The organism is Enterobacter sp. RHBSTW-00318, assembly GCF_014101375.1.
Taxonomy (GTDB): domain Bacteria; phylum Pseudomonadota; class Gammaproteobacteria; order Enterobacterales; family Enterobacteriaceae; genus Enterobacter; species Enterobacter ludwigii.
The window spans coordinates 1,720,609-1,737,986 of the sequence record NZ_JABXQH010000001.1 but is presented as its reverse complement, the minus strand read 5'-3'; the positions used below and the strand labels follow the sequence as shown (position 1 = coordinate 1,737,986).

Genomic DNA, 17,378 nt, shown 5'->3' with positions numbered 1-17,378 from the left:
GAGGCCGTCATACGCAAAGGCCAGGAACGAAGGATGACAAGGACCGGAACACTACTGCTGTTAACCCTTGCGATGGCCTGCCAGGCCTCAGCACATACCGTGGTAATCGACGGCGGCAAAGTTCATCTCAGAGGTGAGCTGGTGAACGGCGGCTGCGCCGTGGCACCCGACAGCCAGAACATGCGCATCGAAATGGGGCAGTACCGAACCAATTCATTTTCCGGTGTGGGCAGTTTTTCCACGGTCAATGTGCCCTTCACCGTGCGGCTGCTGGATTGCAGCGTGGATGTCTCGCGCACCGTGGGGATCCAGTTTCAGGGCGTTACGCCAGCAGAAGATCCGCAGGTTTTTCTGGCGACATCGCGGCCAGGTGAATCACCGATAAGCAGCGGCGTGGGGCTGGCTCTTTTTGACGAACAACAACGTCAGATTATCCCGAACGCAACGGCCGTCAGCTGGTTGCCGGTGAATACCAGTGAGCTTGCGTTTCATTTTAGCGCCCGCTATCGGGCTATTTCCGAACACCTCGTGCCAGGCAATATTCAGTCGGATGTCTGGTTTACGTTGATTTATCCATAACACCTGCGAACACATTATTAAAGGTACGGTTGTGATGAATACCCTAATTAAACCAGGACTGTTTTTATCGTTAATTTTAATGATGGTTTCTGCATGCGCAAATGCTTCCGGCGGTATTGCGCTGGGGGCCACCCGCGTTATTTATCCGGCAGATGCAAAGCAAACTTCGCTGGCGATCACCAACAGCAATAAACAAGAGCGCTATTTAATCAACGCGTGGATCGAAAATGCGAACGGGCAAAAAGAAAAAACCTTTGCCGTGACCCCGCCGCTGTTTGTCAGCGAGCCGGACAGCGAAAACACGCTGCGCATTATTTATGCCGGGCCCGCGCTGCCTGCCGATCGTGAATCGCTCTTCTACATGAACGTGAAAGCGATCCCGTCCGTGAACAAAGCGAAAACGGAAAACAATAACGTGCTGCAGCTGGCCATCCTGTCGCGGATCAAGCTGTTTGTCCGCCCGACAAATTTGCCGATGCAGCCGGAAGAGGCGCTCTCGCAGCTGCGTTTTGAGCGCGTCGGCAACCACCTCAAAGTCAGTAACGCTTCGCCGTATTACATCACGCTGGTCAATATGAAGCTGGGCGGACAGACGCTGGATAACCTGATGGTTGCGCCTAAAAACTCGGCGCAGCAGGTACTGCCAGCCGCCGCAAGCGGTACGCTCTCCTGGCAGAGCGTGAATGACTACGGTGCCATTACGCCGGCGCGTAGCGTCAACCTGTGAGCAGAGTCAGCGCGATGAATAATCACCAGGGACGTTACTGCCCGGTCGCACTGGCGCTGATGGCAGCGCTCTGGCCACAGGCTGGCTGGAGCGAAAGCTACTTTAACCCGGCCTTCTTGTCCGATGACACCGCCAACGTGGCGGATTTATCGCGTTTTGAACAAGGTCACCAGCAGGCGCCTGGCGTTTATCGCGTGGATATCTGGCGTAACGATGAGTTTATCGCGACGCAGGATGTGCGCTTCGAGCAGGCCGACAATACACCGCCGGTTGCCGGTGGGTTGTCGCCGTGCATTACGCGCGTGATGCTGGAGCGTTTTGGCGTCAATATCGCAGCCTTTCCTGAGCTGGTTAACGTGAAAGGGGAGACCTGTATACCCCTGGCGAAGGCTATTCCCGGCAGTGAGATCGCGTTCAACTTCGCCTCGCTGCGCCTGAATATCAGCCTGCCACAGGTGGCGATGCAGAACAGCGCACGCGGCTACATTCCGCCCGATCAATGGGATGAAGGGATCCCTGCCGCGCTGGTGAACTACAGCTTTACCGGCAACCGCGGGAGCGAGGACGACAGCTATTATCTGAACCTGCAGAGCGGGCTGAACTATGGCGCGTGGCGTTTACGCAATAATGGCGCATGGCGTTACACGCAGAATAACGGGCAGCGGCACAGCAACTGGCAGAATATTGGCACCTGGGCGCAGCGCACCGTGATCCCGCTGAAAAGCGAGCTGGTGCTGGGCGACAGCAATACCGGTAATGACGTTTTCGACAGCGTGGGTTTTCGCGGCGGGCGGCTCTTCTCGTCTGACAGCATGTACCCGGACAGCCTGCAGGGCTACGCACCAACCGTTCGCGGCATCGCCCGGACGCCCGCCAAAGTGGTCGTTCGACAAAACGGCTACGTTATCTATCAAAGCTATGTACAGCCTGGCGCCTTTGCCATCACCGATCTTAACCCAACCTCGTCAAGCGGTGACCTTGAGGTGACGGTTGAAGAGAAGGATGGCAGCCAGCAGCGCTATACCGTGCCGTATTCCACCGTGCCCCTCCTGCAGCGCGAAGGGCGCTGGAAGTATGACCTGGTGGCCGGGGATTACCGCAGCGGCAACAGCGAACAGGATACGCCATTCTTCACGCAGGGTACGTTGATTACCGGGCTTGGCGACGGCTACACGCTGTACGGCGGTACCCAACTCGCGTCACGTTATACCGCGGTGGCCATCGGGGCCGGGAAAAACCTCGGTGACTGGGGGGCGGTGTCGCTCGATATTACCCATGCCCGCAGCCAGCTTGCGGATGACAGCCGCCATGAAGGGCAGTCGCTGCGTTTCCTCTATGCAAAATCGCTTAACGGATTCGGAACCAACTTCCAGCTGCTGGGCTACCGCTACTCCACAAAAGGGTTCTACACCCTGGACGATGTCGCGTGGCGTTCAATGGAAGGCTACCAGTATGCCGACAACCAGGATGATGACGGTGTGCCGGATGTGGAGAGTTATCACAACCTGACGTGGAATAAAAAAGGGCGCTTCCAGCTCAATATTTCCCAGTCGCTGGGGGATTACGGCTCGGTCTATATCTCCGGTAGCGAACAGACGTACTGGGGCACCGATGAGTCCAACCTCTGGTATCAGCTGGGATACGCGGGCGGCGTGAAGGGCGTCAACTACTCCGTGTCCTGGTCATGGAACAAATCCGTCGGGATAGACGGCACGGACCGAATCGCGTCGTTTAACGTCTCCGTACCGTTCAGCCTCTTTACCCGCCAGGGTTTTCGTCGGGACAGCGCCATTGACCGCGCTTATGCCACGGCGTCAGCCAGCCGTAATAGTGATGGCGACACAAGCTGGCAAACCGGGGTCAGTGGGACGTTGATGGAAGATCGCAACCTGAACTACAGCGTGACCCAGGGCCACACCAGCAATAACGGCTCAAGCGGAAGCGCCAGCGCGAACTGGCAGGCAACCTACGGCACGCTGGGGGTTGGCTACAACTACGCACGCGACCAGCACGATCTCAACTGGCAGCTCTCCGGCGGCGTGGTCGGCCATGCGGATGGCGTAACCTTCAGCCAGCCGCTGGGCGATACCAACGTTCTGATCAAAGCGCCGGGAGCATCGGGCGTGAGCGTGGAAAACCAGACCGGTGTGAAAACCGACTGGCGTGGCTATGCGGTGATGCCGTATGCCACCGTCTACCGCTATAACCGCGTGGCGCTGGATACCAACACCATGAGCAATAACACCGATATCGAAAATAACGTGAGCAGCGTGGTGCCGACAAAAGGGGCGCTGGTGCGCGCCAGCTTTGATACCCGTATTGGCGTGCGCGCCCTGCTGACCGTCACGCGCGGCAACCAGCCTGTGCCATTCGGTGCTGTGGTGCGTGAAACCCAGAGCGGCGTCACCAGTATGGTGGGCGATGACGGACAAATTTACCTGAGCGGCCTGCCGCTGGAAGGTGAACTGCTGATCCAGTGGGGCAACGGGATGCAATCCCAGTGTCGTGCGCACTACAGCTTGCCAGAAAAGAGCCTGCAACAGGCAATCACACTTAAGGGGATTCGCTGTGAGTAAAATCCATTGCCTGGCTTTATCACTTCTCTCTATTTTGCCCGTGGGGAATGCCTTAGCCACCGTGTGTGTGAATGAAAAGGGCGTCCCTACGGAGGTGCATTACGACCTGACGGATAAATTTAACAGTTCGAATAACCAGATCGGACAGGTGGTGACGCTCAGCGAGAAATCGCAGTGGGTGGGGGTGAATGCCGTCTGCCCGAAGGGCACCACCGGGAACACGACCAAACGTAGTTATGTTACCGATTACCCGGTCACGGGAACGAGTGATGGCTATCAGTACCTGAAGCTAAACGACTATCTGGATGGGGCAATGAAAATTACGGACAGCTTTGCTGGCGTATTTTATCCGCCCAAAAGTTACATCCAGATGGGGAGTCACCCGAACGTCTCTAAAAACAAACCGTTTGGCGTTCAGGATTCCAGCCTCGTCTTTCGCCTCAAAGTGACCCGACGGTTTATAAATATGGTGGTGATCCCGCGGGCGACCATGTTCCGCGTCTATGTCACCACTACCTCTTCTGATCCGTTAACCTCGCCGGTCTACACCATCAGCTACAGCGGGACCATCCAGGTGCCGCAAAGCTGCGCCATCAATGCGGGGAATATCGTGGAGTTTGACTTCGGCGATATCGGTGCCTCCCTGTTCAGCAAGGCCGGGGCGGGTAACAAACCGGAGGGGGTAACCGCACAAAGCAAAACCATCGCCATCAAATGCACCAACGTGGAAGCGAACGCAATGCTGACGATGCGCGTTGAGGCAGAAAAGGTCTCCAGCAACGCGGTGGTGTCGGATAACCCCGATGTGGGGTTTGTGATTGCCAACGAAAGCGGTACCCCGCTAACGCCCAACAACCTGACCAGCAAAATTCCGTTCCGGCTCGACGACAGTGCGCAGGCGCAGGTGGGGATCCGGGTCTGGCCGGTCAGCGTGACGGGGAATAAGCCTGCGGAAGGCCGTTTCACGTCACGGGGTTATCTGCGTGTGGATTACGATTAAGGGGAAGAGATGCGGAACCGGAACTGGCATTTCGCCGCAATGACACTGATGATGCTTCACGCCAGCGCGCAGGCAGCCACTGCGCTGGGGGAGATCAATATTCAGATGTACGGCAACATTGTTGATTTTACCTGTGTGGCCGAGGGCAGCGATAGCGACAAGACCGTCACGCTGGGAACCTGGCCCACGAAACAGCTCAGCACCACGGGAAGCCGCACGCAGCCCATGCCGTTTACGCTGAAGCTGACCGGCTGTCCGCCTGGTGCGGCGTCCATCACGTTTTCGGGTAAAGCCGACGGAAGCAATAACGGGTTACTGGCGCTCAATGACGCCAGTACGGCAAGCAACGTTGCCGTCGAGATCAGGGATGCGGATAAAACGCGTCTGGCACTTCAGGAGGCCAGCCAGCCGGTAGCGGTTGATGCGCAGGGAAATGCGACATTGTCATTTTATGCCAATTATATTGCCACTGCTGATAACCCTCAGCCCGGACGGGCTGATGCTGATGCCACCTTCATGATTAATTATAATTAGCGCTGACCGCACTCCCTGCAGCTCGGATAAGCTGCAGGGAGTGAATTCAGGTTATAGCAGTTCGTGTGCTTTGGCATAATCAATTAATTCAACGATGCTTTGCACACCCAGCTTGGAATAAATATTGGATTTATGTGCGCTGATGGTTTTGTTGCTTAATAGCAACTGCTCTGCAATCTCCTTATTGGATAAACCATTTGCCAGGTAACGTAATACCGTCACCTCACGATTCGATAATGGCATATCCGCGACCATCCCTTTCCCCGAACCCAAATGGTTTATAAAATTCAACGTTTCCGACGGGAAAAAAGAATAGCCCATCAGGATCATTTCAACGGCGTTGTAGATCTCGCCCAAATCTTTTCGTTTACTGACAAAACCATTTGCCCCGGCGCGAATGGCGCGTCCCGCGTAAAAAGACTCGGATTTTGAAGAGAGGAACAGGACCTTGATGTCTTTATTTAAGTTTCTGATTCTCTTCAGTAAAGCGAAGCCATCTGTGCCCGTAAGTTCGATGTCCAGGATCACCAGATCGATAGGGTGGTTACGGATACAGTCAAGGACTTCATGGCTGTCGCCAGACTTGAGTTTGACTGTGATGTTTTTATTTTTCTGTAGCAGGACTTCTATCGACATTCTGACGATAGGGTGTTCGTCCATAATGATAACGGATGCCGGTTTCATTTTTAATGCCTCAGACTGTTAAAAGCGTTATGCCGAGTTTGGTTAAAACTCTCGAAATGCCGGAAGGATAAATGTGCAGATCCTTATACCGTAGTATTTCCCTGGAAAGAGCGAAAGCATCCTTGTTAACGTAGTGAAGAAATCTATGCCTCAGCGCGGTCATCTCATTTGGCTGGTGTTGGCAAAAAGGTTTTTCTTATTCATATTTGATACGCGTCTTATTATACCGTGTAAGTTTTTTCCGAAAACCCTGTAAATTACCCCTCGCTTATTACTTTGTATTATCTTCTGGATCCGAATAGCTATTTTTTTAAAATTAGCTTAAATATCCTGTTATCCCATTTACCACATCTTTTGATCTTTATGTAATAACAAAAAATGACATATCACACTGTATGTTGATCAAATGTTAACAAATCGACGGCCGTTTTCAGGGGCTGAAAGCGGGATCGGATGGCGAAAAAGTGTTCACAGAGGGCACCAGACCTTCGTTTGAAAGTGATCGGGTCGCCGCCGGAAAGGGCACCTGTCGTACAGCAGAACATACTACAGACTTCGCTTTTGACTGCCAGGCAGTCTCGCCGAGCCGCTTGTTTTTACATCATTATCGTCTTATTAACTCCGTTATCAAACACTTAACGCACGGAGGAAAGTGCTGCAGATTATTCATTCTGTGACATTTCACATGGTTTAAGCCCGTAAATTAGGAATAGTTATAAAATTGAAATTATTGTTAAAATTTAACAATTAAGCAACATGATTGATAAGTAAATTCCTAAAGGTCTTTAGGAAATAAGGGCTTAGTGAGTGGGTTAGAAGGTGCAGTCTGAGAGGTTATTGAGAAGGTGCAGCAGTTCCTGGCGATGGGTCAGACCCAGTTTCAACAGAACGCAGCTGAGACGATAGATAATGCGGCTATAGGGGCGATTCTGCATCAACGCTATCTGGCGAAGGGTCTTCCCCCGCGATAACTCCTGCAAAATAGGCCATTCGGTGCGGGAGAACCAGTCTTTATCGCAGCCCTGGGGAGGGCTGGTATCCATCAGGCTGTGCTGGAAAGCAGACGGCGTCAGTTGACGTTCGAGCACGTGAAAAGGGCCCGCCGCTTTGCAGAACAGGCGAGTATCGTAATTATCCGCCCTGACTAACAGATAGGGCGTCAGAAAAGGGGGATAGAGGCTATGCCTTCTGAGCTGATCCAGCTTGTCGATCAGCGCAGTGGAGCGGCTTTCAATATCCACCACCAGACGGGCGGAAGGCCACTGGGCCAGGGCGCTAAACGCATCCTCCAGCGTGGGATAGTCGCAACAGCTGCTCAGGGGAAATTGGCCGTTGAGAAAACCGGTGCGCAGAAAATGATCCTCCGTCACCAGAATGATAAACGGAGCGTCTGTTTTGCGGGGCTGGCTGATGGACTGACTCAAAAATTCGAGCCGGTCGAAGAAGGGGGGAGCAAAAGGCGAGCGCGTAAATCCCAGTGCATCACTTCCTGTACGCCGCCGCCGGTAACGGCGCACTGTCATTCGCATGGCCTCCCCCCTGGAAATGGCTTTTTAATCCTCCGGCCATGTCCAGGACGGCCAGTAATAGCCCTGGCCGAGTTCTGCGCCTGCCTGCAGTGCCCAGGTACAATCCTGCTCAGTCTCAATACCTTCAATAAGCACTTTCCCGGCAAGCTGAAAGCACCGGGACACCAGTTGCCGTAGCGCGGGCGTGGCGCGTAAACGCCAGAATGCATCCTTATCGATTTTTACGCCGCTTAACGGTAACTGGCAGGATAAAAAGGGCGGGATGAGTGTTTCATCAATGTCATCCAGCCAGATACCGTGACCTTGTCTTATGAGCTGCAACAGGCTCCGGGTAACGGCCTGCCTCTGCGCGGCTGACAGCGTTAAAAAAGCACTGGGGTCGACAAGTTCAATATTCAGCGGCGGACATTTTATCCGGCTAAGCCGCTGAAAAGCGTCCGGCTCTGTCAGGACGGTTATCGGCAGATTAATGAAAAAATTATTACAGTGCGGGGTATTTTTTAACGCGGTGAGCTGTGCTTCAAGTAGCGTTATCGACCAGTCTGCAGACTGATGGCGGAAAAAGGCTTCGGCTATGCTGCGTTTTGGACAGGACGCTAAGGACCTCCACGCCGACCCTGCGTAAAGAGGAGAGGGCGACGATGGGCTCAAGTTTGATGCCGACGATGTCCTGAGAAAGGTACTGTAACCGGGGGGGCGTATAGGTCAGGTTTTGCGCTGTCACTCCATGGTCCTGTTGTCTGTCAGCCTCCAGGCGGCCGGGATACCTCACACTAGTGTGACGAGCTGACGCTCAGGAAAACAGCAGGCGTTACTTAAATGCAACTAAGCCTTTTCGCAGCGCGAAATTCTACGACGGAAAAGCGATGAATGTTGAAAAAACAGCCGTATTTACAATCGGCTAGCGGTAATTGCCCCTGAAAGCCGAAAAGGCATTGACTCACCTGTCATTGACCGTATAATTCCAGGCGTTTCACCACCGCGAAGTTCACTCTTCTCAGTGCGCCCTTAGCTCAGTTGGATAGAGCAACGGCCTTCTAAGCCGTAGGTCGTAGGTTCGAATCCTACAGGGCGTGCCATTTAAAAACAGGCGCTTACGCCAGTTTCAAGCCAGCCTGATTTTCTCCTTGTGTCGTATTTGTGTCATGGTTGCCAAAAATGGCATCAATTTTCCGTGCGTGTTCGCTTAAGTGGTTCGGTGCCAGGTGAGCGTATCGACGGACCATTTCGATGGACTCCCAGCCGCCCATTTCTTGCAGAACGGACAACGGCACGCCGGACTGAATTAACCAGCTCGCCCAGGTATGCCGGAGGTCGTGAAAACGGAAGTCCTCTATACCCGCTCTTTCCAGTCCAATGCGCCAGGCGACATTGTCATCCACTCGCATTTTTCGGACAGCCGGAGTGACGGTTTTATCCGGGCGCGTTGATGGCTTCGTGTGAACGAATACCCACCTGGAACTTTTCCCGATCTGATCCCTTAATACCCTGCATGCGGTATCATTCAGAGCCACGCCGATAGCCTTGCCCGCCTTCGCGTTCTCCGGATTTACCCATGCAACCTTTCTCTGCATATCGACCTGCTGCCACTCCAGATCAATTATGTTGGAGCGGCGCAGGCCGGTTGCCAGTGCAAATATCACCACCGGCTTTATCGACTCCGGCATGCAGGCAATTAACCTTTCTGCCTCGTCCCTGGTCAGCCATCGGATGCGTTTGCTGATCGGCTTTTTGGTTTTTATAACCGGGGCCGTTTTAATCCAGCCCCAGTCATTTGCCGCAGCCTTGAACAGAGATCGCATGAACGAAAGGTGCTGGCTCTTTGTGGCCTGGCTTACCGGCTTCTCAACATACGGAGGCGGTTCCTTCCCCCGCCGTATAGCCGCGTCCCGGCGCGACTCCCAGACCTGAATATGCTTACGGTTGACCATCTTCGAAACAGCTTCATGAACCTGTTCAGCCGTGATGGTTGAAATATCCCGGCCGGAGAAATGCCGCAGGAAATATTCGATTTTGGTCTTATCGTCATCGAGTGACCGCTTATGCTCCTTCTCGCGGATCCACCTGATGCAACATTCCTCAAACGTCCTCGTCGGTAGTTCCCCAATTTTATCAACCCGCCACGCTTCAGCCTTCAGCTTGTCGTGCAGCTCCTGCGCTTGTTTCTTGTCCCCCGTACCAAGAGATCGTCTAATTCTTTTCCCTGACGGCGTAACGAAATGACAGTGCCAGACGCCGCCTCTGAGGGTGATTGACATAAAATTTCTCCTTTATGTTCACCCGCGCTCGCGGAAACAGGATCGCGCGGGTCATGTAAATACGCAATACAGGCTACGTCGGTTGTGCGGTATTTGTTCCCGATCTTCTTCCCGGCCAGCTGCCCCGAGTCGATAAGACGGTAGACAGTTCTCGGTGAGGTGATTAGTAGCTCGGCCGCCTGTCTGGCTGTCAGTGTTTTTGCCTCAACCATGCATTTCCTCCAGGCAAAAAGAACCCGGCGTAGGGCCGGGCAAAAGGGATCACGAGGTGGCGCTATCGCACCCAATAGCCAGCTCATAACTGGCTATCAGTTGTGTCATAACCGGCTGAGGCTTTTTTCCAGCCATTCAGGGTCGGGCACCATCTCATCACATACTTCTGGCTCTTCGAGAGCATCACGAAAAGCTGCTGCAACAATCTTCCCGCCCATAAATTCCATGCCAGCACTAACCGGCGGCTCTTTGCCGTCCTCATATTCAAAGACGAACGTCATTTTCCCCATCACATCCTCCCCGTCTTCATTCTTAATTCTTCATCCTGCTGGCACGACGCGCAGCGCTGGCAGCCCGGCACCTTCATTCGGCGCAGGTCTGGAATATCCTCGCCACAATCGGAGCAATGCGTTGCTGATACTGCGTTGTGGTCGATGAGATGAGCGGAAAGTGCAGCGTTACGCTGAAGCTCTTCAATCTCTGCTGCTGTGTCGATGATGTCGGCCATGGTCACTCCTTACCGAGGGCTTTGTTGATGGCCGAGCGGGCTTTGTTGATTACTCCGTACCATTCCGGGTATGTAACGTTTCGACCTTCTGCCATTGCTTTTTCGGTTAGCTGCAACGCTTCCAGCAATTCCGGTGCGGCGGCCATGAGCGCGCCGTTATCGTCTTCGGAGCCATTAATCAGTAACTCAGCGAGAAGGCCACCATCACCGCGTATTGTTCCGGTCTCTTTGCTGTATAACCAATTACCTTTAGTGCCTTTAAAATCTTCCATATTCACTCCGCGAACTGTCGGTTAATTCGGTTGAAGGTGAACGCAAGCAATAAAAAAGGAGCCTTAAGCTCCCGGGTGATTAGTGCATTCATGCTGCACCGCCATCATTCTTCTCGGCTTCGACTGCCATCTGCTCAAGCCGTCGAGATAGCTCGGCGGCCAGCGTCTGGAATTCTTCCTCGGTCGCCACCGGGATCGGCACAAAACGAATCCCGATGTGCGCCAGGTGGTTGGCTATTTCGAGGCTCTTCCTCAAATCAACGGGCGAGGCTCTGTTCATGCGGCACGCTCCTCTTCCTGGAAGATAATTTCCATTTCAAGCTTCTCGGCCAGCGCATTCTCCGCTCGGGCACCAGCGGAGTGCTCCCAGCCTTCAAGCATGTAGATAGCATCAGCACAGCGAAGCATAGACAGACAGATGTCCATGTACTCGGCCTGGGTTAATCCATCTGGTAGACGGGCGGGATTCAGAACAATATGGCCTTTCGACCAGAGATGAAAATGCGCATGGTTAAAAGCGGCACGGTTAAAATTAGGTAGGCCGCTCATTGGCCCAGCGATGTATATTTTCACTATTCAACTCCGAAGCGGCGATTAAGCCGCCCTGTGTATACGACGAACTCCAGGAGGCTAACTCCCAGAGCTTCTATTTTCTTGTGATGCTTGTTGATGATGGGAGGCACCGTTTCGTTCCGGTTTGGCTTTGGCTTCTTGCGCATGGCCTGCTGGATTTCCTCGGTGCAGCGGCGGCAGGCTGCGCGGACGGCGTTGTCAGTTTCTGGCGTCATGCGGCCTCCGTTTTCACAACATCGATGGCGCAGCCGGGCAGCAGTTCTACCGCGGCGGTAGCGCACTGATTTCCCCAGTGGTGCCATCCAGCGGCCGCGCTGCGGCTAAACAGTTCAATGCGTGGCACATCTCCGTAAAGCAGTTCCAGCCGGTGGCGAACTTCCCACGGCTTTTCGCTGTGCGCACCGAGCGGGCTATATACCACCTGCTTAATCCCGGCGTGCTTTCGCTCCAGCCCGGCGCCACGGGTAGCAATCAGCAGATCTTCGGTATTGGCCCTTGTGTGGTTGCCGCCGTTCATGCGCGTCTCGGCGTTAAGCAGATCGAGAAAGTCGTAAAAGTCGGTGACTTTACCCTCGGCCAGCGCCTTGTTGATGCGCAGTTCCGCGTTCTGATTCAGCTTCACCCAGGTAAAGCCCTTCATCGTGCGAACGGTAAAGCCCCAGGCCTCGGCCAGTTCGATGGCCTCTTGGTTGTGCGTGCCGGTGTACCACATCGCCAGCACCGCGTTTTCGGCGGCAAGTTCCCATACCGGAAGGCGCTTGATGTCGATTAACTTCATGGTGGAGTAGTGGTCGGCAGCGGCCCCGTTACTGATGGTGTTTCCGTAAGACCAGGGAGGATCGGCCATGATTAAGCTGTATTTTTGATTCGGCATCTTCTTCCTCCCATAAGAGAAACGACACGGTTGAAATCTTCGTAGCTCTCAATATTCCGTGAGTAATCAAGCATCCTTTGTGTGCCGTTGGAATAAATTCTCCCGGGGTAAATGCCATTCGAAGATCGAAACTCCATCGTCTGAATAAGCGTTCCAGGGTTTTTTGTGCTGGTAAGTTCCGCTGTAGACATGAATGCTATTTTCTCTTCATCGATGACAACGAATGCGTAGAAGTCACATGTCCTTAGTGATGCGGCACGGGCATAACCTTTCCCCGTTCTCGTACCGAACCGGTAAACACTTTTCGATTTGCCGTAATCGCGCATTTTCAGCGTCGAGCGAACCTGTCCCTTGAGGAGCCTACCGTTGGCTTCAACCACAATGTCGTATGGCAAACCCTGGTCTGATGGGAAACAAACAAAACCCTGCTTGGCTAACTTAAAAATTGCGTAATATTCTCCGCACTTTCCCAGCTCAAGCTCGCTGGCATACTCTTCACTCATGCCGCCTCCTGCCTTTCCCGATATTCCTCAACGAGTCTCTGCGCCTTTAATGGATTGCTGACCACTTCACCCCATGGCATTAGCCAGCCGTTACCAATGAAGGGAAGGCACAGAGTGCCTACCCTGATGTCGTCGTGAGCGTGAGTCATAGGATGGACTCCATTTCGTCGATGTAGAGGCCCTGAGCAATCAGTCGACTACGGCGTGCGGCACGTTGAATGCACTCCTTCCGCCTACCTTCTTGCGATTGCTCAATGGCGCGCCGGGTGAACAGGCGCGATTTACCTTGCGGCGTTACGACCTTTGGCTTCGTGATCAGGTCGAATGTCCGGTCGCAGATGCCGTCCTCGTTAAGCCATTTTTTTGACTCAACGATCTGCGCTATCTGTCCGGAGCCGCGAGTGATCCCGTTGGCGACCCGGTTAAACTCGATCAGCGTTACACCAAATTTCTCGGCGATTTCGCTGCCCGTTACCGGGCGGCCGCGCGTCTGAATCATCCAGATAACGCGCTCACGGAGGCCGGAGAATTGCCCGGTTCGCCCGGGCCTGCGGTAAAAGGGTGTGCGTTTCATTCGAGCTCCAGAATGCGGCGCTTCGTGTCCGCAACAAGTTCGAGGAAGTCTTTTCTGCGCGCGCGAAGCCGGGCTATTTCTGATTCACATTCAGCAGCTTCAAGGCGATAGACGATGAGTTGCTTACCGTCAGGGAAGTCTGAGCAGTAGCTGATGAAGTCCACCCAATCCCTTCCGGAGCAATCAAGGTGACCGACCAGTTGCCATCTGTATGTCGGATCGAAGGATCCGCGGGTTAGGGTGGAGTAGTGTGTGGCGGCAATGACCGACTTAATCTCAACGAGCCCTTCCTGGCCAACGAGGCCGTCTGGGCTGTCACCGTAAGTTTCGTGATCAAAGAACCCGCCGTTATCCACGTCGACGAAGTTCATTTCTTCGTAGAGCATGCGGGCAATTGGCTCCTGTTCGTGACCGCGCTCCATGTGTTCGTTTGAGAAGCCGAACTCAGACTTGCATCCCTTAATCTGCTCCAGAGCCAACTGTAGGGCGTAACGCTTGGCTGGGTCGCCAAAAGCCTTCCCATCGTTTGCCATGATCAAGCCGAAGTTTGAAGCGGTAGCCTTACCCAGGCGAAGAGCGTCCCACTCTTCACCGTTTTGCTCGACGTCGTGCCAGATCATGATGAACACTCCTGCTCAAGCTGGCGGCGATGCTCCGGAGAAATGTCCATTCTCGCCAGCACCGCATCAAGGTTGCCGTCGCGCTTGAAGGCGGCCTTGGCGTTATTCCATGCCTGCGTTTTATCCGGCGAAAGCACCGGCTTTGTGACGCGCGCCGGGCTTAAGCGGAGGCCTTCAACCGATTCCTTTCCTAACCGGACATTTTTATCGACGTAGACAGTAACCTTCACGCCTACCCAATCCTCAAGGAACGGGGATCCGGTAATGCTTTTCAGCATCTTGCTGTTCGTGGCATTCAGAATCATCGGCTTAAGCTTTTCGCCAGGGCGCAGCTCGCGCTCTTCAAAATAAGCGGTGTTAAAAACGTCTTTGGATTTTTTTGTTTTGTCGTTTTCTAACGTTGCGCGGGCGATCGTCAGCACCGTTGGCTCAACGATGTCGGCGCTGCTCAGGTAAGGGGAGTCAAAAGCTTTTCGGTAGTGAGTTTTAGATTCAGACATTTCATGCATCCTTAAAACGGGCAGCCGGTACGGTGTTCCCAGTCGTATTCCGCCTGGGCGTAAGCAACTGCCGAAATGAAATCGTTGTAGGCCTCGCCAGCTTTATCGCTGCGAAGCCCTTCGTATGGACTGGAGTCAATCGGTACGGAGAAGTGGAAGAGGCCGGACGGCTCTTTTGGCATCATGTCGATGATTTGCTGCGCCCTGTCTCCGATCCATTTTTCCTTTTCGTCGGTGAGCTGCTGTTCAGCCCAGCGCCGATCTTCGATGCGGTCGTAAGTGAGGTATGCGTTCATGGCTGAATTCCTGAATTTGAAATGTGCGCGGCCCGTCCGCATTGCAGACTGGTCGGTGGAATAGGGTGGGGAATTACTGGATTTCGCGGACTACTTCGAAATCACCGCATTGTGAATTGCCTGATGCGTCTTCACTGGTGACTTGAGCGCGCACAAGAAATGCGCCCATATCGCCCCAATCTCGTTTCATGGCCTTTTTAGATGGTTCTTTTTGGCCCAAAGCTTCGAATACTGTGGATCGTTCAGGGTCGTATTGAACGCGGCCATCCATCACGAAATATTCAAACTTCTGCATAATCACCTCAGTGCAGGATAGGGTTGCCGTGACCGTCCAGAAGGACGTCAATCACGCAGTCACTGAGGCGGATGATTTCTGCATCTGTGTGCAGGTACACCCATTTGCGCTCCTGAATGACTGCTGAGACGCGATAGGTTCGGCCTTCATGCATCGCCATCATGCCGGGCGTGACACACTGGCGAATGAGCGGGGTAGTGCCGTAGTGGTTGATCATACCTTCACCTCAACCTGTTCCAGGATGCCAGCAACGTGCATCTGCCAGCGGTTAAGCGTCAGCTTTTCACGCGGTGCCGATACGGACGTCAGCTGCCACTCGTTATCGTTGAGCTTTTTGGCGGTGTACTGCTTGCCGTTGTGGGTGACTGTCATGATGCCTCCAAGCCAATGGCATCAGAGATAATCTGGAGCTTCTCAACTGAAACGCCTTTTCCGTTGCCTACTGGCTTTTCCATCCAGTCGAGCGACACTAGTCGGCCGTCGGCGATAACACCGATATTGAAATCATCACAACCTGCTACTTCAAATCCGTGAGAAATTGCCACTTCCCGCTTATCAAATCTTTCCAAATCTGAGGAATAACCAATGCCGTAACCGTGGTCGTTTGACCAAGCGTGCTGCTGGATAACGATAAATTTTTGCATAATCACTCCGCCCGTAAGCTGGGCTTCTGAACGTTGAAACAAGACTTCTGCGCTATTGGGCGGTGGATGGCCGCCGGTTGTCATAACTAACCGCACTCATCGAGAACGGTGAGGTATGAAAAAACCCGCCGGAGCGGGTTAGTTGATAGATGCGCCCTTGAGTACAAGGCGTTCTGAAATTTGATCGGCAAGGCCTGATGCCCGCTCTGGGCCACCTGAGTCCTCATCTTTAAACTCTGCTGGATCGATTTCCTGCAATGCCTGGAAGATGATTTCGCTAATCTCATTAGCCTTATCTTTTTCAATCTCACTTGTTAATAAACTGCTTTTCATCGTCTTACCCTCTGTCGTTACCCGCTGATGCGGGAGAAATGCTTTATCAGTCCGCTGTAAACTGCTGAGCTACAACTCATCACGAATCTGTGAGAGTGTGCTGATCGCCTGGTAATACCCGCGCCGATGCTCTTCTGTTTTGTACGCACGCATATCGTCTTTGATCGATGCTATTGCCTTATTTAGAACCTCAACTTGTGCTTCTTTAATCGCCTGTTTGCGTGGCTTCTGACGCTTCTTAGGAAGGTCTCTTAAACACGCCGGAATGTATGTCTGAGTCATAAAAAATCCTCTTGTGATTCAGCCCAGCCCACTCAACTTCGAATGGACTGGAATAAATCTGTTTGCGCTTCGCACCTCTCATCCCGCCAGTGTTGCCCGTTCCCACGCCTTTATCGCTCTCGCGAGGGGGTAGCCTCACACCGACCGGATCGCGCCCGGTGCTGCGCCGAATTTGTACGTTGGGGTCTAAACAGGATTACCGAGTGCTGTTCCGACTTTGTATGTTGTTAAAAAGCAGGCGACTTGCTGTCCGCCGCTGGCTAACTTCGCTCAGCTGTCGATGTTTCGTTTCGATGGGGTAACAATAGCTAAAGCGATTATTTCAGTCAATCGCCAAAACGATATTTATCATCGATAAAGTGATAATTCATTGAATGTTAAAGCGATATTTTTTTTAAACGAAGTAGAAAAAAGTGATGTTGAAGGCGGTTTGATGGGAGTGAATTGAAGGTAGTTGATGGAGGTATAAAAAAACCGGCTTTCGCCGGTTGGTTAATCAGTTGCAGTTAACTTTCCTGCCTACGAAGATCAAGTCTCCGTACTCGTCATTGGTATTCTTAAACCTAAGAACCTGTCCATTACGGATAAAGGCCCAGTAGAGTTGCTTACCTGTGTATCCGCCATAAGAATTTTTTGCGTTCACGAAAACACACGTTGAGTAACCGTAAACAAAGTTCCTGTTCTCAACCATAACCTCTTTGCGGAGTGGAGAGAAGTCGCTGAATTTCGCGGAATCAGGATCCTTTAAGGCATCCTTGATTGTTGCCTGAACCAGCTCTTTATAGTTCTTAGGCTTTTCACCGACATCGGCTGTTTCAAGATTGATATTTCTCACCTTCTCGGCAAACTCGGCATCATGTTTTTTAGCCTCAGCCATCTTCTGATCGTAATCAGAAGCAATACGGGCATAAGGTGGTTGCGCACACGCGCTGAGCAATGCAGAGGCGATAACTACAGCTGCTAATTTTTTCATCTTCCCATCCCAGAGTAATTACTGTGTAAAT

General features: G+C 53.0%; 29 protein-coding genes, 1 tRNA gene and 2 pseudogenes. 6 read left to right on the top strand and 26 right to left on the bottom strand.

The features are described 5' to 3' along the window. The first annotated feature begins 33 nt into the window (after nucleotides 1-33). Genes fimI through sfmF form a run of 5 tightly spaced genes read left to right on the top strand, consistent with a single transcriptional unit; the run spans nucleotide 34 to nucleotide 5,416 of the window. The gene (fimI, locus tag HV157_RS08830) at nucleotides 34-579 is read left to right on the top strand and encodes a type 1 fimbrial protein subunit FimI (protein WP_020885157.1); all 546 of its coding nucleotides are present in this window, start codon (nucleotides 34-36) and stop codon (nucleotides 577-579) included. Between the two features lie 34 nt (nucleotides 580-613). Further along, a complete protein-coding gene (fimC, locus tag HV157_RS08825; RefSeq protein ID WP_020885156.1) occupies nucleotides 614-1,306 on the top strand; it encodes a type 1 fimbria chaperone FimC in 693 nt (230 codons plus the stop codon). 14 nt (nucleotides 1,307-1,320) lie between these two features. Further along, complete coding sequence (locus HV157_RS08820) at nucleotides 1,321-3,882, top strand: fimbrial biogenesis usher protein (protein ID WP_182268262.1); 2,562 nt, start codon at nucleotides 1,321-1,323, stop codon at nucleotides 3,880-3,882. Next, on the top strand, nucleotides 3,875-4,882 hold the full coding sequence (gene fimH / locus HV157_RS08815; protein WP_020885154.1) for a type 1 fimbria D-mannose specific adhesin FimH: 1,008 nt from the start codon (nucleotides 3,875-3,877) through the stop codon (nucleotides 4,880-4,882). Before HV157_RS08820 ends, fimH begins: the two co-directional genes overlap by 8 nt. A 9-nt stretch (nucleotides 4,883-4,891) precedes the next feature. Next, entirely contained in the window at nucleotides 4,892-5,416 is a 525-nt protein-coding gene (sfmF, locus tag HV157_RS08810; RefSeq protein ID WP_032681530.1) for a fimbria assembly protein, read from the top strand. Between the two features lie 51 nt (nucleotides 5,417-5,467). Here the strand turns inward: sfmF and fimZ are convergent, their stop codons facing one another. The 3 genes and pseudogenes from fimZ to HV157_RS08795 all read right to left on the bottom strand — a co-directional run bounded on the left by fimZ (nucleotide 5,468) and on the right by HV157_RS08795 (nucleotide 8,353). Further along, nucleotides 5,468-6,100, bottom strand: a complete 633-nt coding sequence (gene fimZ, locus HV157_RS08805; RefSeq protein WP_014168952.1) for a fimbria biosynthesis transcriptional regulator FimZ — start codon at nucleotides 6,098-6,100, stop codon at nucleotides 5,468-5,470. A gap of 812 nt (nucleotides 6,101-6,912) precedes the next feature. Continuing rightward, nucleotides 6,913-7,629, bottom strand: a complete 717-nt coding sequence (locus tag HV157_RS08800; RefSeq protein ID WP_182268263.1) for a response regulator transcription factor — start codon at nucleotides 7,627-7,629, stop codon at nucleotides 6,913-6,915. A 24-nt stretch (nucleotides 7,630-7,653) separates the two neighbouring features. Next, a pseudogene (locus tag HV157_RS08795) lies at nucleotides 7,654-8,353 on the bottom strand (EAL domain-containing protein). A gap of 278 nt (nucleotides 8,354-8,631) precedes the next feature. Here HV157_RS08795 and HV157_RS08790 point away from each other — a divergent pair. Beyond that, a tRNA-Arg gene (locus HV157_RS08790) sits at nucleotides 8,632-8,708 on the top strand. 15 nt (nucleotides 8,709-8,723) lie between these two features. Here the strand turns inward: HV157_RS08790 and HV157_RS26250 are convergent. From HV157_RS26250 to HV157_RS08680, 23 genes and pseudogenes are all read right to left on the bottom strand, one after another. Continuing rightward, nucleotides 8,724-9,881 (bottom strand): site-specific integrase, encoded by a 1,158-nt coding sequence (locus HV157_RS26250; protein WP_234783191.1) that lies wholly within the window; start codon nucleotides 9,879-9,881, stop codon nucleotides 8,724-8,726. Further along, on the bottom strand, nucleotides 9,764-10,099 hold the full coding sequence (locus HV157_RS08785; protein ID WP_071882737.1) for a helix-turn-helix domain-containing protein: 336 nt from the start codon (nucleotides 10,097-10,099) through the stop codon (nucleotides 9,764-9,766). Before HV157_RS08785 ends, HV157_RS26250 begins: the two co-directional genes overlap by 118 nt. 105 nt (nucleotides 10,100-10,204) lie before the next feature. Further along, the gene (locus tag HV157_RS08780; RefSeq protein WP_160863170.1) at nucleotides 10,205-10,390 is read right to left on the bottom strand and encodes a hypothetical protein; all 186 of its coding nucleotides are present in this window, start codon (nucleotides 10,388-10,390) and stop codon (nucleotides 10,205-10,207) included. Next, nucleotides 10,390-10,608: a TraR/DksA family transcriptional regulator gene (locus HV157_RS08775; protein ID WP_182268264.1), complete on the bottom strand. Its 219-nt coding sequence runs from the start codon at nucleotides 10,606-10,608 to the stop codon at nucleotides 10,390-10,392. Before HV157_RS08775 ends, HV157_RS08780 begins: the two co-directional genes overlap by 1 nt. Before the next feature lie 2 nt (nucleotides 10,609-10,610). After that, nucleotides 10,611-10,880, bottom strand: a complete 270-nt coding sequence (locus HV157_RS08770; RefSeq protein WP_182268265.1) for a hypothetical protein — start codon at nucleotides 10,878-10,880, stop codon at nucleotides 10,611-10,613. A gap of 88 nt (nucleotides 10,881-10,968) precedes the next feature. Further along, nucleotides 10,969-11,160, bottom strand: coding sequence for a DUF1382 family protein (locus HV157_RS08765; protein ID WP_096216705.1), 192 nt, complete (start codon nucleotides 11,158-11,160; stop codon nucleotides 10,969-10,971). Beyond that, nucleotides 11,157-11,453, bottom strand: a complete 297-nt coding sequence (locus HV157_RS08760) for a DUF4406 domain-containing protein (protein WP_047352291.1) — start codon at nucleotides 11,451-11,453, stop codon at nucleotides 11,157-11,159. Before HV157_RS08760 ends, HV157_RS08765 begins: the two co-directional genes overlap by 4 nt. Beyond that, nucleotides 11,453-11,668, bottom strand: coding sequence for a hypothetical protein (locus HV157_RS08755; RefSeq protein WP_182268266.1), 216 nt, complete (start codon nucleotides 11,666-11,668; stop codon nucleotides 11,453-11,455). Before HV157_RS08755 ends, HV157_RS08760 begins: the two co-directional genes overlap by 1 nt. Beyond that, nucleotides 11,665-12,327 (bottom strand): MT-A70 family methyltransferase, encoded by a 663-nt coding sequence (locus HV157_RS08750; RefSeq protein ID WP_182268267.1) that lies wholly within the window; start codon nucleotides 12,325-12,327, stop codon nucleotides 11,665-11,667. Before HV157_RS08750 ends, HV157_RS08755 begins: the two co-directional genes overlap by 4 nt. Continuing rightward, nucleotides 12,303-12,830 (bottom strand): hypothetical protein, encoded by a 528-nt coding sequence (locus HV157_RS08745; protein ID WP_182268268.1) that lies wholly within the window; start codon nucleotides 12,828-12,830, stop codon nucleotides 12,303-12,305. The genes HV157_RS08750 and HV157_RS08745 overlap by 25 nt, the downstream gene beginning before the upstream one ends. Beyond that, a complete protein-coding gene (locus tag HV157_RS08740) occupies nucleotides 12,827-12,979 on the bottom strand; it encodes a DUF1317 family protein (RefSeq protein ID WP_148748707.1) in 153 nt (50 codons plus the stop codon). The genes HV157_RS08745 and HV157_RS08740 overlap by 4 nt, the downstream gene beginning before the upstream one ends. Continuing rightward, nucleotides 12,976-13,404 carry a regulator gene (locus tag HV157_RS08735; RefSeq protein WP_182378494.1) on the bottom strand — a complete coding sequence of 143 codons (429 nt, stop codon included), beginning with the start codon at nucleotides 13,402-13,404 and terminating at the stop codon, nucleotides 12,976-12,978. The genes HV157_RS08740 and HV157_RS08735 overlap by 4 nt, the downstream gene beginning before the upstream one ends. Continuing rightward, on the bottom strand, nucleotides 13,401-14,024 hold the full coding sequence (locus HV157_RS08730) for a lambda exonuclease family protein (RefSeq protein WP_182268270.1): 624 nt from the start codon (nucleotides 14,022-14,024) through the stop codon (nucleotides 13,401-13,403). The genes HV157_RS08735 and HV157_RS08730 overlap by 4 nt, the downstream gene beginning before the upstream one ends. Further along, nucleotides 14,021-14,329: a hypothetical protein gene (locus tag HV157_RS08725; protein ID WP_182378492.1), complete on the bottom strand. Its 309-nt coding sequence runs from the start codon at nucleotides 14,327-14,329 to the stop codon at nucleotides 14,021-14,023. Before HV157_RS08725 ends, HV157_RS08730 begins: the two co-directional genes overlap by 4 nt. Then, nucleotides 14,326-14,524: pseudogene (locus HV157_RS08720) on the bottom strand (hypothetical protein). Before HV157_RS08720 ends, HV157_RS08725 begins: the two are co-directional and overlap by 4 nt. A gap of 11 nt (nucleotides 14,525-14,535) precedes the next feature. Beyond that, nucleotides 14,536-14,820: a host nuclease inhibitor GamL gene (gamL, locus tag HV157_RS08715; RefSeq protein WP_182268271.1), complete on the bottom strand. Its 285-nt coding sequence runs from the start codon at nucleotides 14,818-14,820 to the stop codon at nucleotides 14,536-14,538. Nucleotides 14,821-14,893: 73 nt separating this feature from the next. After that, nucleotides 14,894-15,115 (bottom strand): hypothetical protein, encoded by a 222-nt coding sequence (locus HV157_RS08710; protein ID WP_249420773.1) that lies wholly within the window; start codon nucleotides 15,113-15,115, stop codon nucleotides 14,894-14,896. A 7-nt stretch (nucleotides 15,116-15,122) separates the two neighbouring features. Then, entirely contained in the window at nucleotides 15,123-15,332 is a 210-nt protein-coding gene (locus tag HV157_RS08705) for a cell division protein FtsZ (RefSeq protein WP_058106384.1), read from the bottom strand. Beyond that, complete coding sequence (locus HV157_RS08700; protein WP_182268272.1) at nucleotides 15,329-15,487, bottom strand: hypothetical protein; 159 nt, start codon at nucleotides 15,485-15,487, stop codon at nucleotides 15,329-15,331. The genes HV157_RS08705 and HV157_RS08700 overlap by 4 nt, the downstream gene beginning before the upstream one ends. Continuing rightward, nucleotides 15,484-15,759: an antitoxin gene (locus HV157_RS08695; RefSeq protein WP_223825982.1), complete on the bottom strand. Its 276-nt coding sequence runs from the start codon at nucleotides 15,757-15,759 to the stop codon at nucleotides 15,484-15,486. The genes HV157_RS08700 and HV157_RS08695 overlap by 4 nt, the downstream gene beginning before the upstream one ends. A gap of 138 nt (nucleotides 15,760-15,897) precedes the next feature. Then, the gene (locus HV157_RS08690) at nucleotides 15,898-16,092 is read right to left on the bottom strand and encodes a hypothetical protein (RefSeq protein WP_032655957.1); all 195 of its coding nucleotides are present in this window, start codon (nucleotides 16,090-16,092) and stop codon (nucleotides 15,898-15,900) included. Between the two features lie 69 nt (nucleotides 16,093-16,161). Then, entirely contained in the window at nucleotides 16,162-16,374 is a 213-nt protein-coding gene (locus tag HV157_RS08685) for a hypothetical protein (protein WP_182378490.1), read from the bottom strand. A gap of 496 nt (nucleotides 16,375-16,870) precedes the next feature. Next, nucleotides 16,871-17,347 carry a hypothetical protein gene (locus HV157_RS08680; RefSeq protein ID WP_063407876.1) on the bottom strand — a complete coding sequence of 159 codons (477 nt, stop codon included), beginning with the start codon at nucleotides 17,345-17,347 and terminating at the stop codon, nucleotides 16,871-16,873. Between the last annotated feature and the right edge of the window lie 31 nt (nucleotides 17,348-17,378).

Coding starts and splice junctions, on each gene's coding strand:
- fimI (WP_020885157.1), top strand. CDS start 34: ATGACAAGGACCGGAACACTACTGCTGTTAACCCTTGCGATGGCCTGC.
- fimC (WP_020885156.1), top strand. CDS start 614: ATGAATACCCTAATTAAACCAGGACTGTTTTTATCGTTAATTTTAATG.
- HV157_RS08820 (WP_182268262.1), top strand. CDS start 1,321: ATGAATAATCACCAGGGACGTTACTGCCCGGTCGCACTGGCGCTGATG.
- sfmF (WP_032681530.1), top strand. CDS start 4,892: ATGCGGAACCGGAACTGGCATTTCGCCGCAATGACACTGATGATGCTT.
- fimZ (WP_014168952.1), bottom strand. CDS start 6,100: ATGAAACCGGCATCCGTTATCATTATGGACGAACACCCTATCGTCAGA.
- HV157_RS08800 (WP_182268263.1), bottom strand. CDS start 7,629: ATGCGAATGACAGTGCGCCGTTACCGGCGGCGGCGTACAGGAAGTGAT.
- HV157_RS08785 (WP_071882737.1), bottom strand. CDS start 10,099: ATGGTTGAGGCAAAAACACTGACAGCCAGACAGGCGGCCGAGCTACTA.
- HV157_RS08780 (WP_160863170.1), bottom strand. CDS start 10,390: ATGGGGAAAATGACGTTCGTCTTTGAATATGAGGACGGCAAAGAGCCG.
- HV157_RS08775 (WP_182268264.1), bottom strand. CDS start 10,608: ATGGCCGACATCATCGACACAGCAGCAGAGATTGAAGAGCTTCAGCGT.
- HV157_RS08770 (WP_182268265.1), bottom strand. CDS start 10,880: ATGGAAGATTTTAAAGGCACTAAAGGTAATTGGTTATACAGCAAAGAG.
- HV157_RS08765 (WP_096216705.1), bottom strand. CDS start 11,160: ATGAACAGAGCCTCGCCCGTTGATTTGAGGAAGAGCCTCGAAATAGCC.
- HV157_RS08755 (WP_182268266.1), bottom strand. CDS start 11,668: ATGACGCCAGAAACTGACAACGCCGTCCGCGCAGCCTGCCGCCGCTGC.
- HV157_RS08750 (WP_182268267.1), bottom strand. CDS start 12,327: ATGCCGAATCAAAAATACAGCTTAATCATGGCCGATCCTCCCTGGTCT.
- HV157_RS08745 (WP_182268268.1), bottom strand. CDS start 12,830: ATGAGTGAAGAGTATGCCAGCGAGCTTGAGCTGGGAAAGTGCGGAGAA.
- HV157_RS08740 (WP_148748707.1), bottom strand. CDS start 12,979: ATGACTCACGCTCACGACGACATCAGGGTAGGCACTCTGTGCCTTCCC.
- HV157_RS08735 (WP_182378494.1), bottom strand. CDS start 13,404: ATGAAACGCACACCCTTTTACCGCAGGCCCGGGCGAACCGGGCAATTC.
- HV157_RS08730 (WP_182268270.1), bottom strand. CDS start 14,024: ATGATCTGGCACGACGTCGAGCAAAACGGTGAAGAGTGGGACGCTCTT.
- HV157_RS08725 (WP_182378492.1), bottom strand. CDS start 14,329: ATGATTCTGAATGCCACGAACAGCAAGATGCTGAAAAGCATTACCGGA.
- gamL (WP_182268271.1), bottom strand. CDS start 14,820: ATGAACGCATACCTCACTTACGACCGCATCGAAGATCGGCGCTGGGCT.
- HV157_RS08710 (WP_249420773.1), bottom strand. CDS start 15,115: ATGCAGAAGTTTGAATATTTCGTGATGGATGGCCGCGTTCAATACGAC.
- HV157_RS08705 (WP_058106384.1), bottom strand. CDS start 15,332: ATGATCAACCACTACGGCACTACCCCGCTCATTCGCCAGTGTGTCACG.
- HV157_RS08700 (WP_182268272.1), bottom strand. CDS start 15,487: ATGACAGTCACCCACAACGGCAAGCAGTACACCGCCAAAAAGCTCAAC.
- HV157_RS08695 (WP_223825982.1), bottom strand. CDS start 15,759: ATGCAAAAATTTATCGTTATCCAGCAGCACGCTTGGTCAAACGACCAC.
- HV157_RS08690 (WP_032655957.1), bottom strand. CDS start 16,092: ATGAAAAGCAGTTTATTAACAAGTGAGATTGAAAAAGATAAGGCTAAT.
- HV157_RS08685 (WP_182378490.1), bottom strand. CDS start 16,374: ATGACTCAGACATACATTCCGGCGTGTTTAAGAGACCTTCCTAAGAAG.
- HV157_RS08680 (WP_063407876.1), bottom strand. CDS start 17,347: ATGAAAAAATTAGCAGCTGTAGTTATCGCCTCTGCATTGCTCAGCGCG.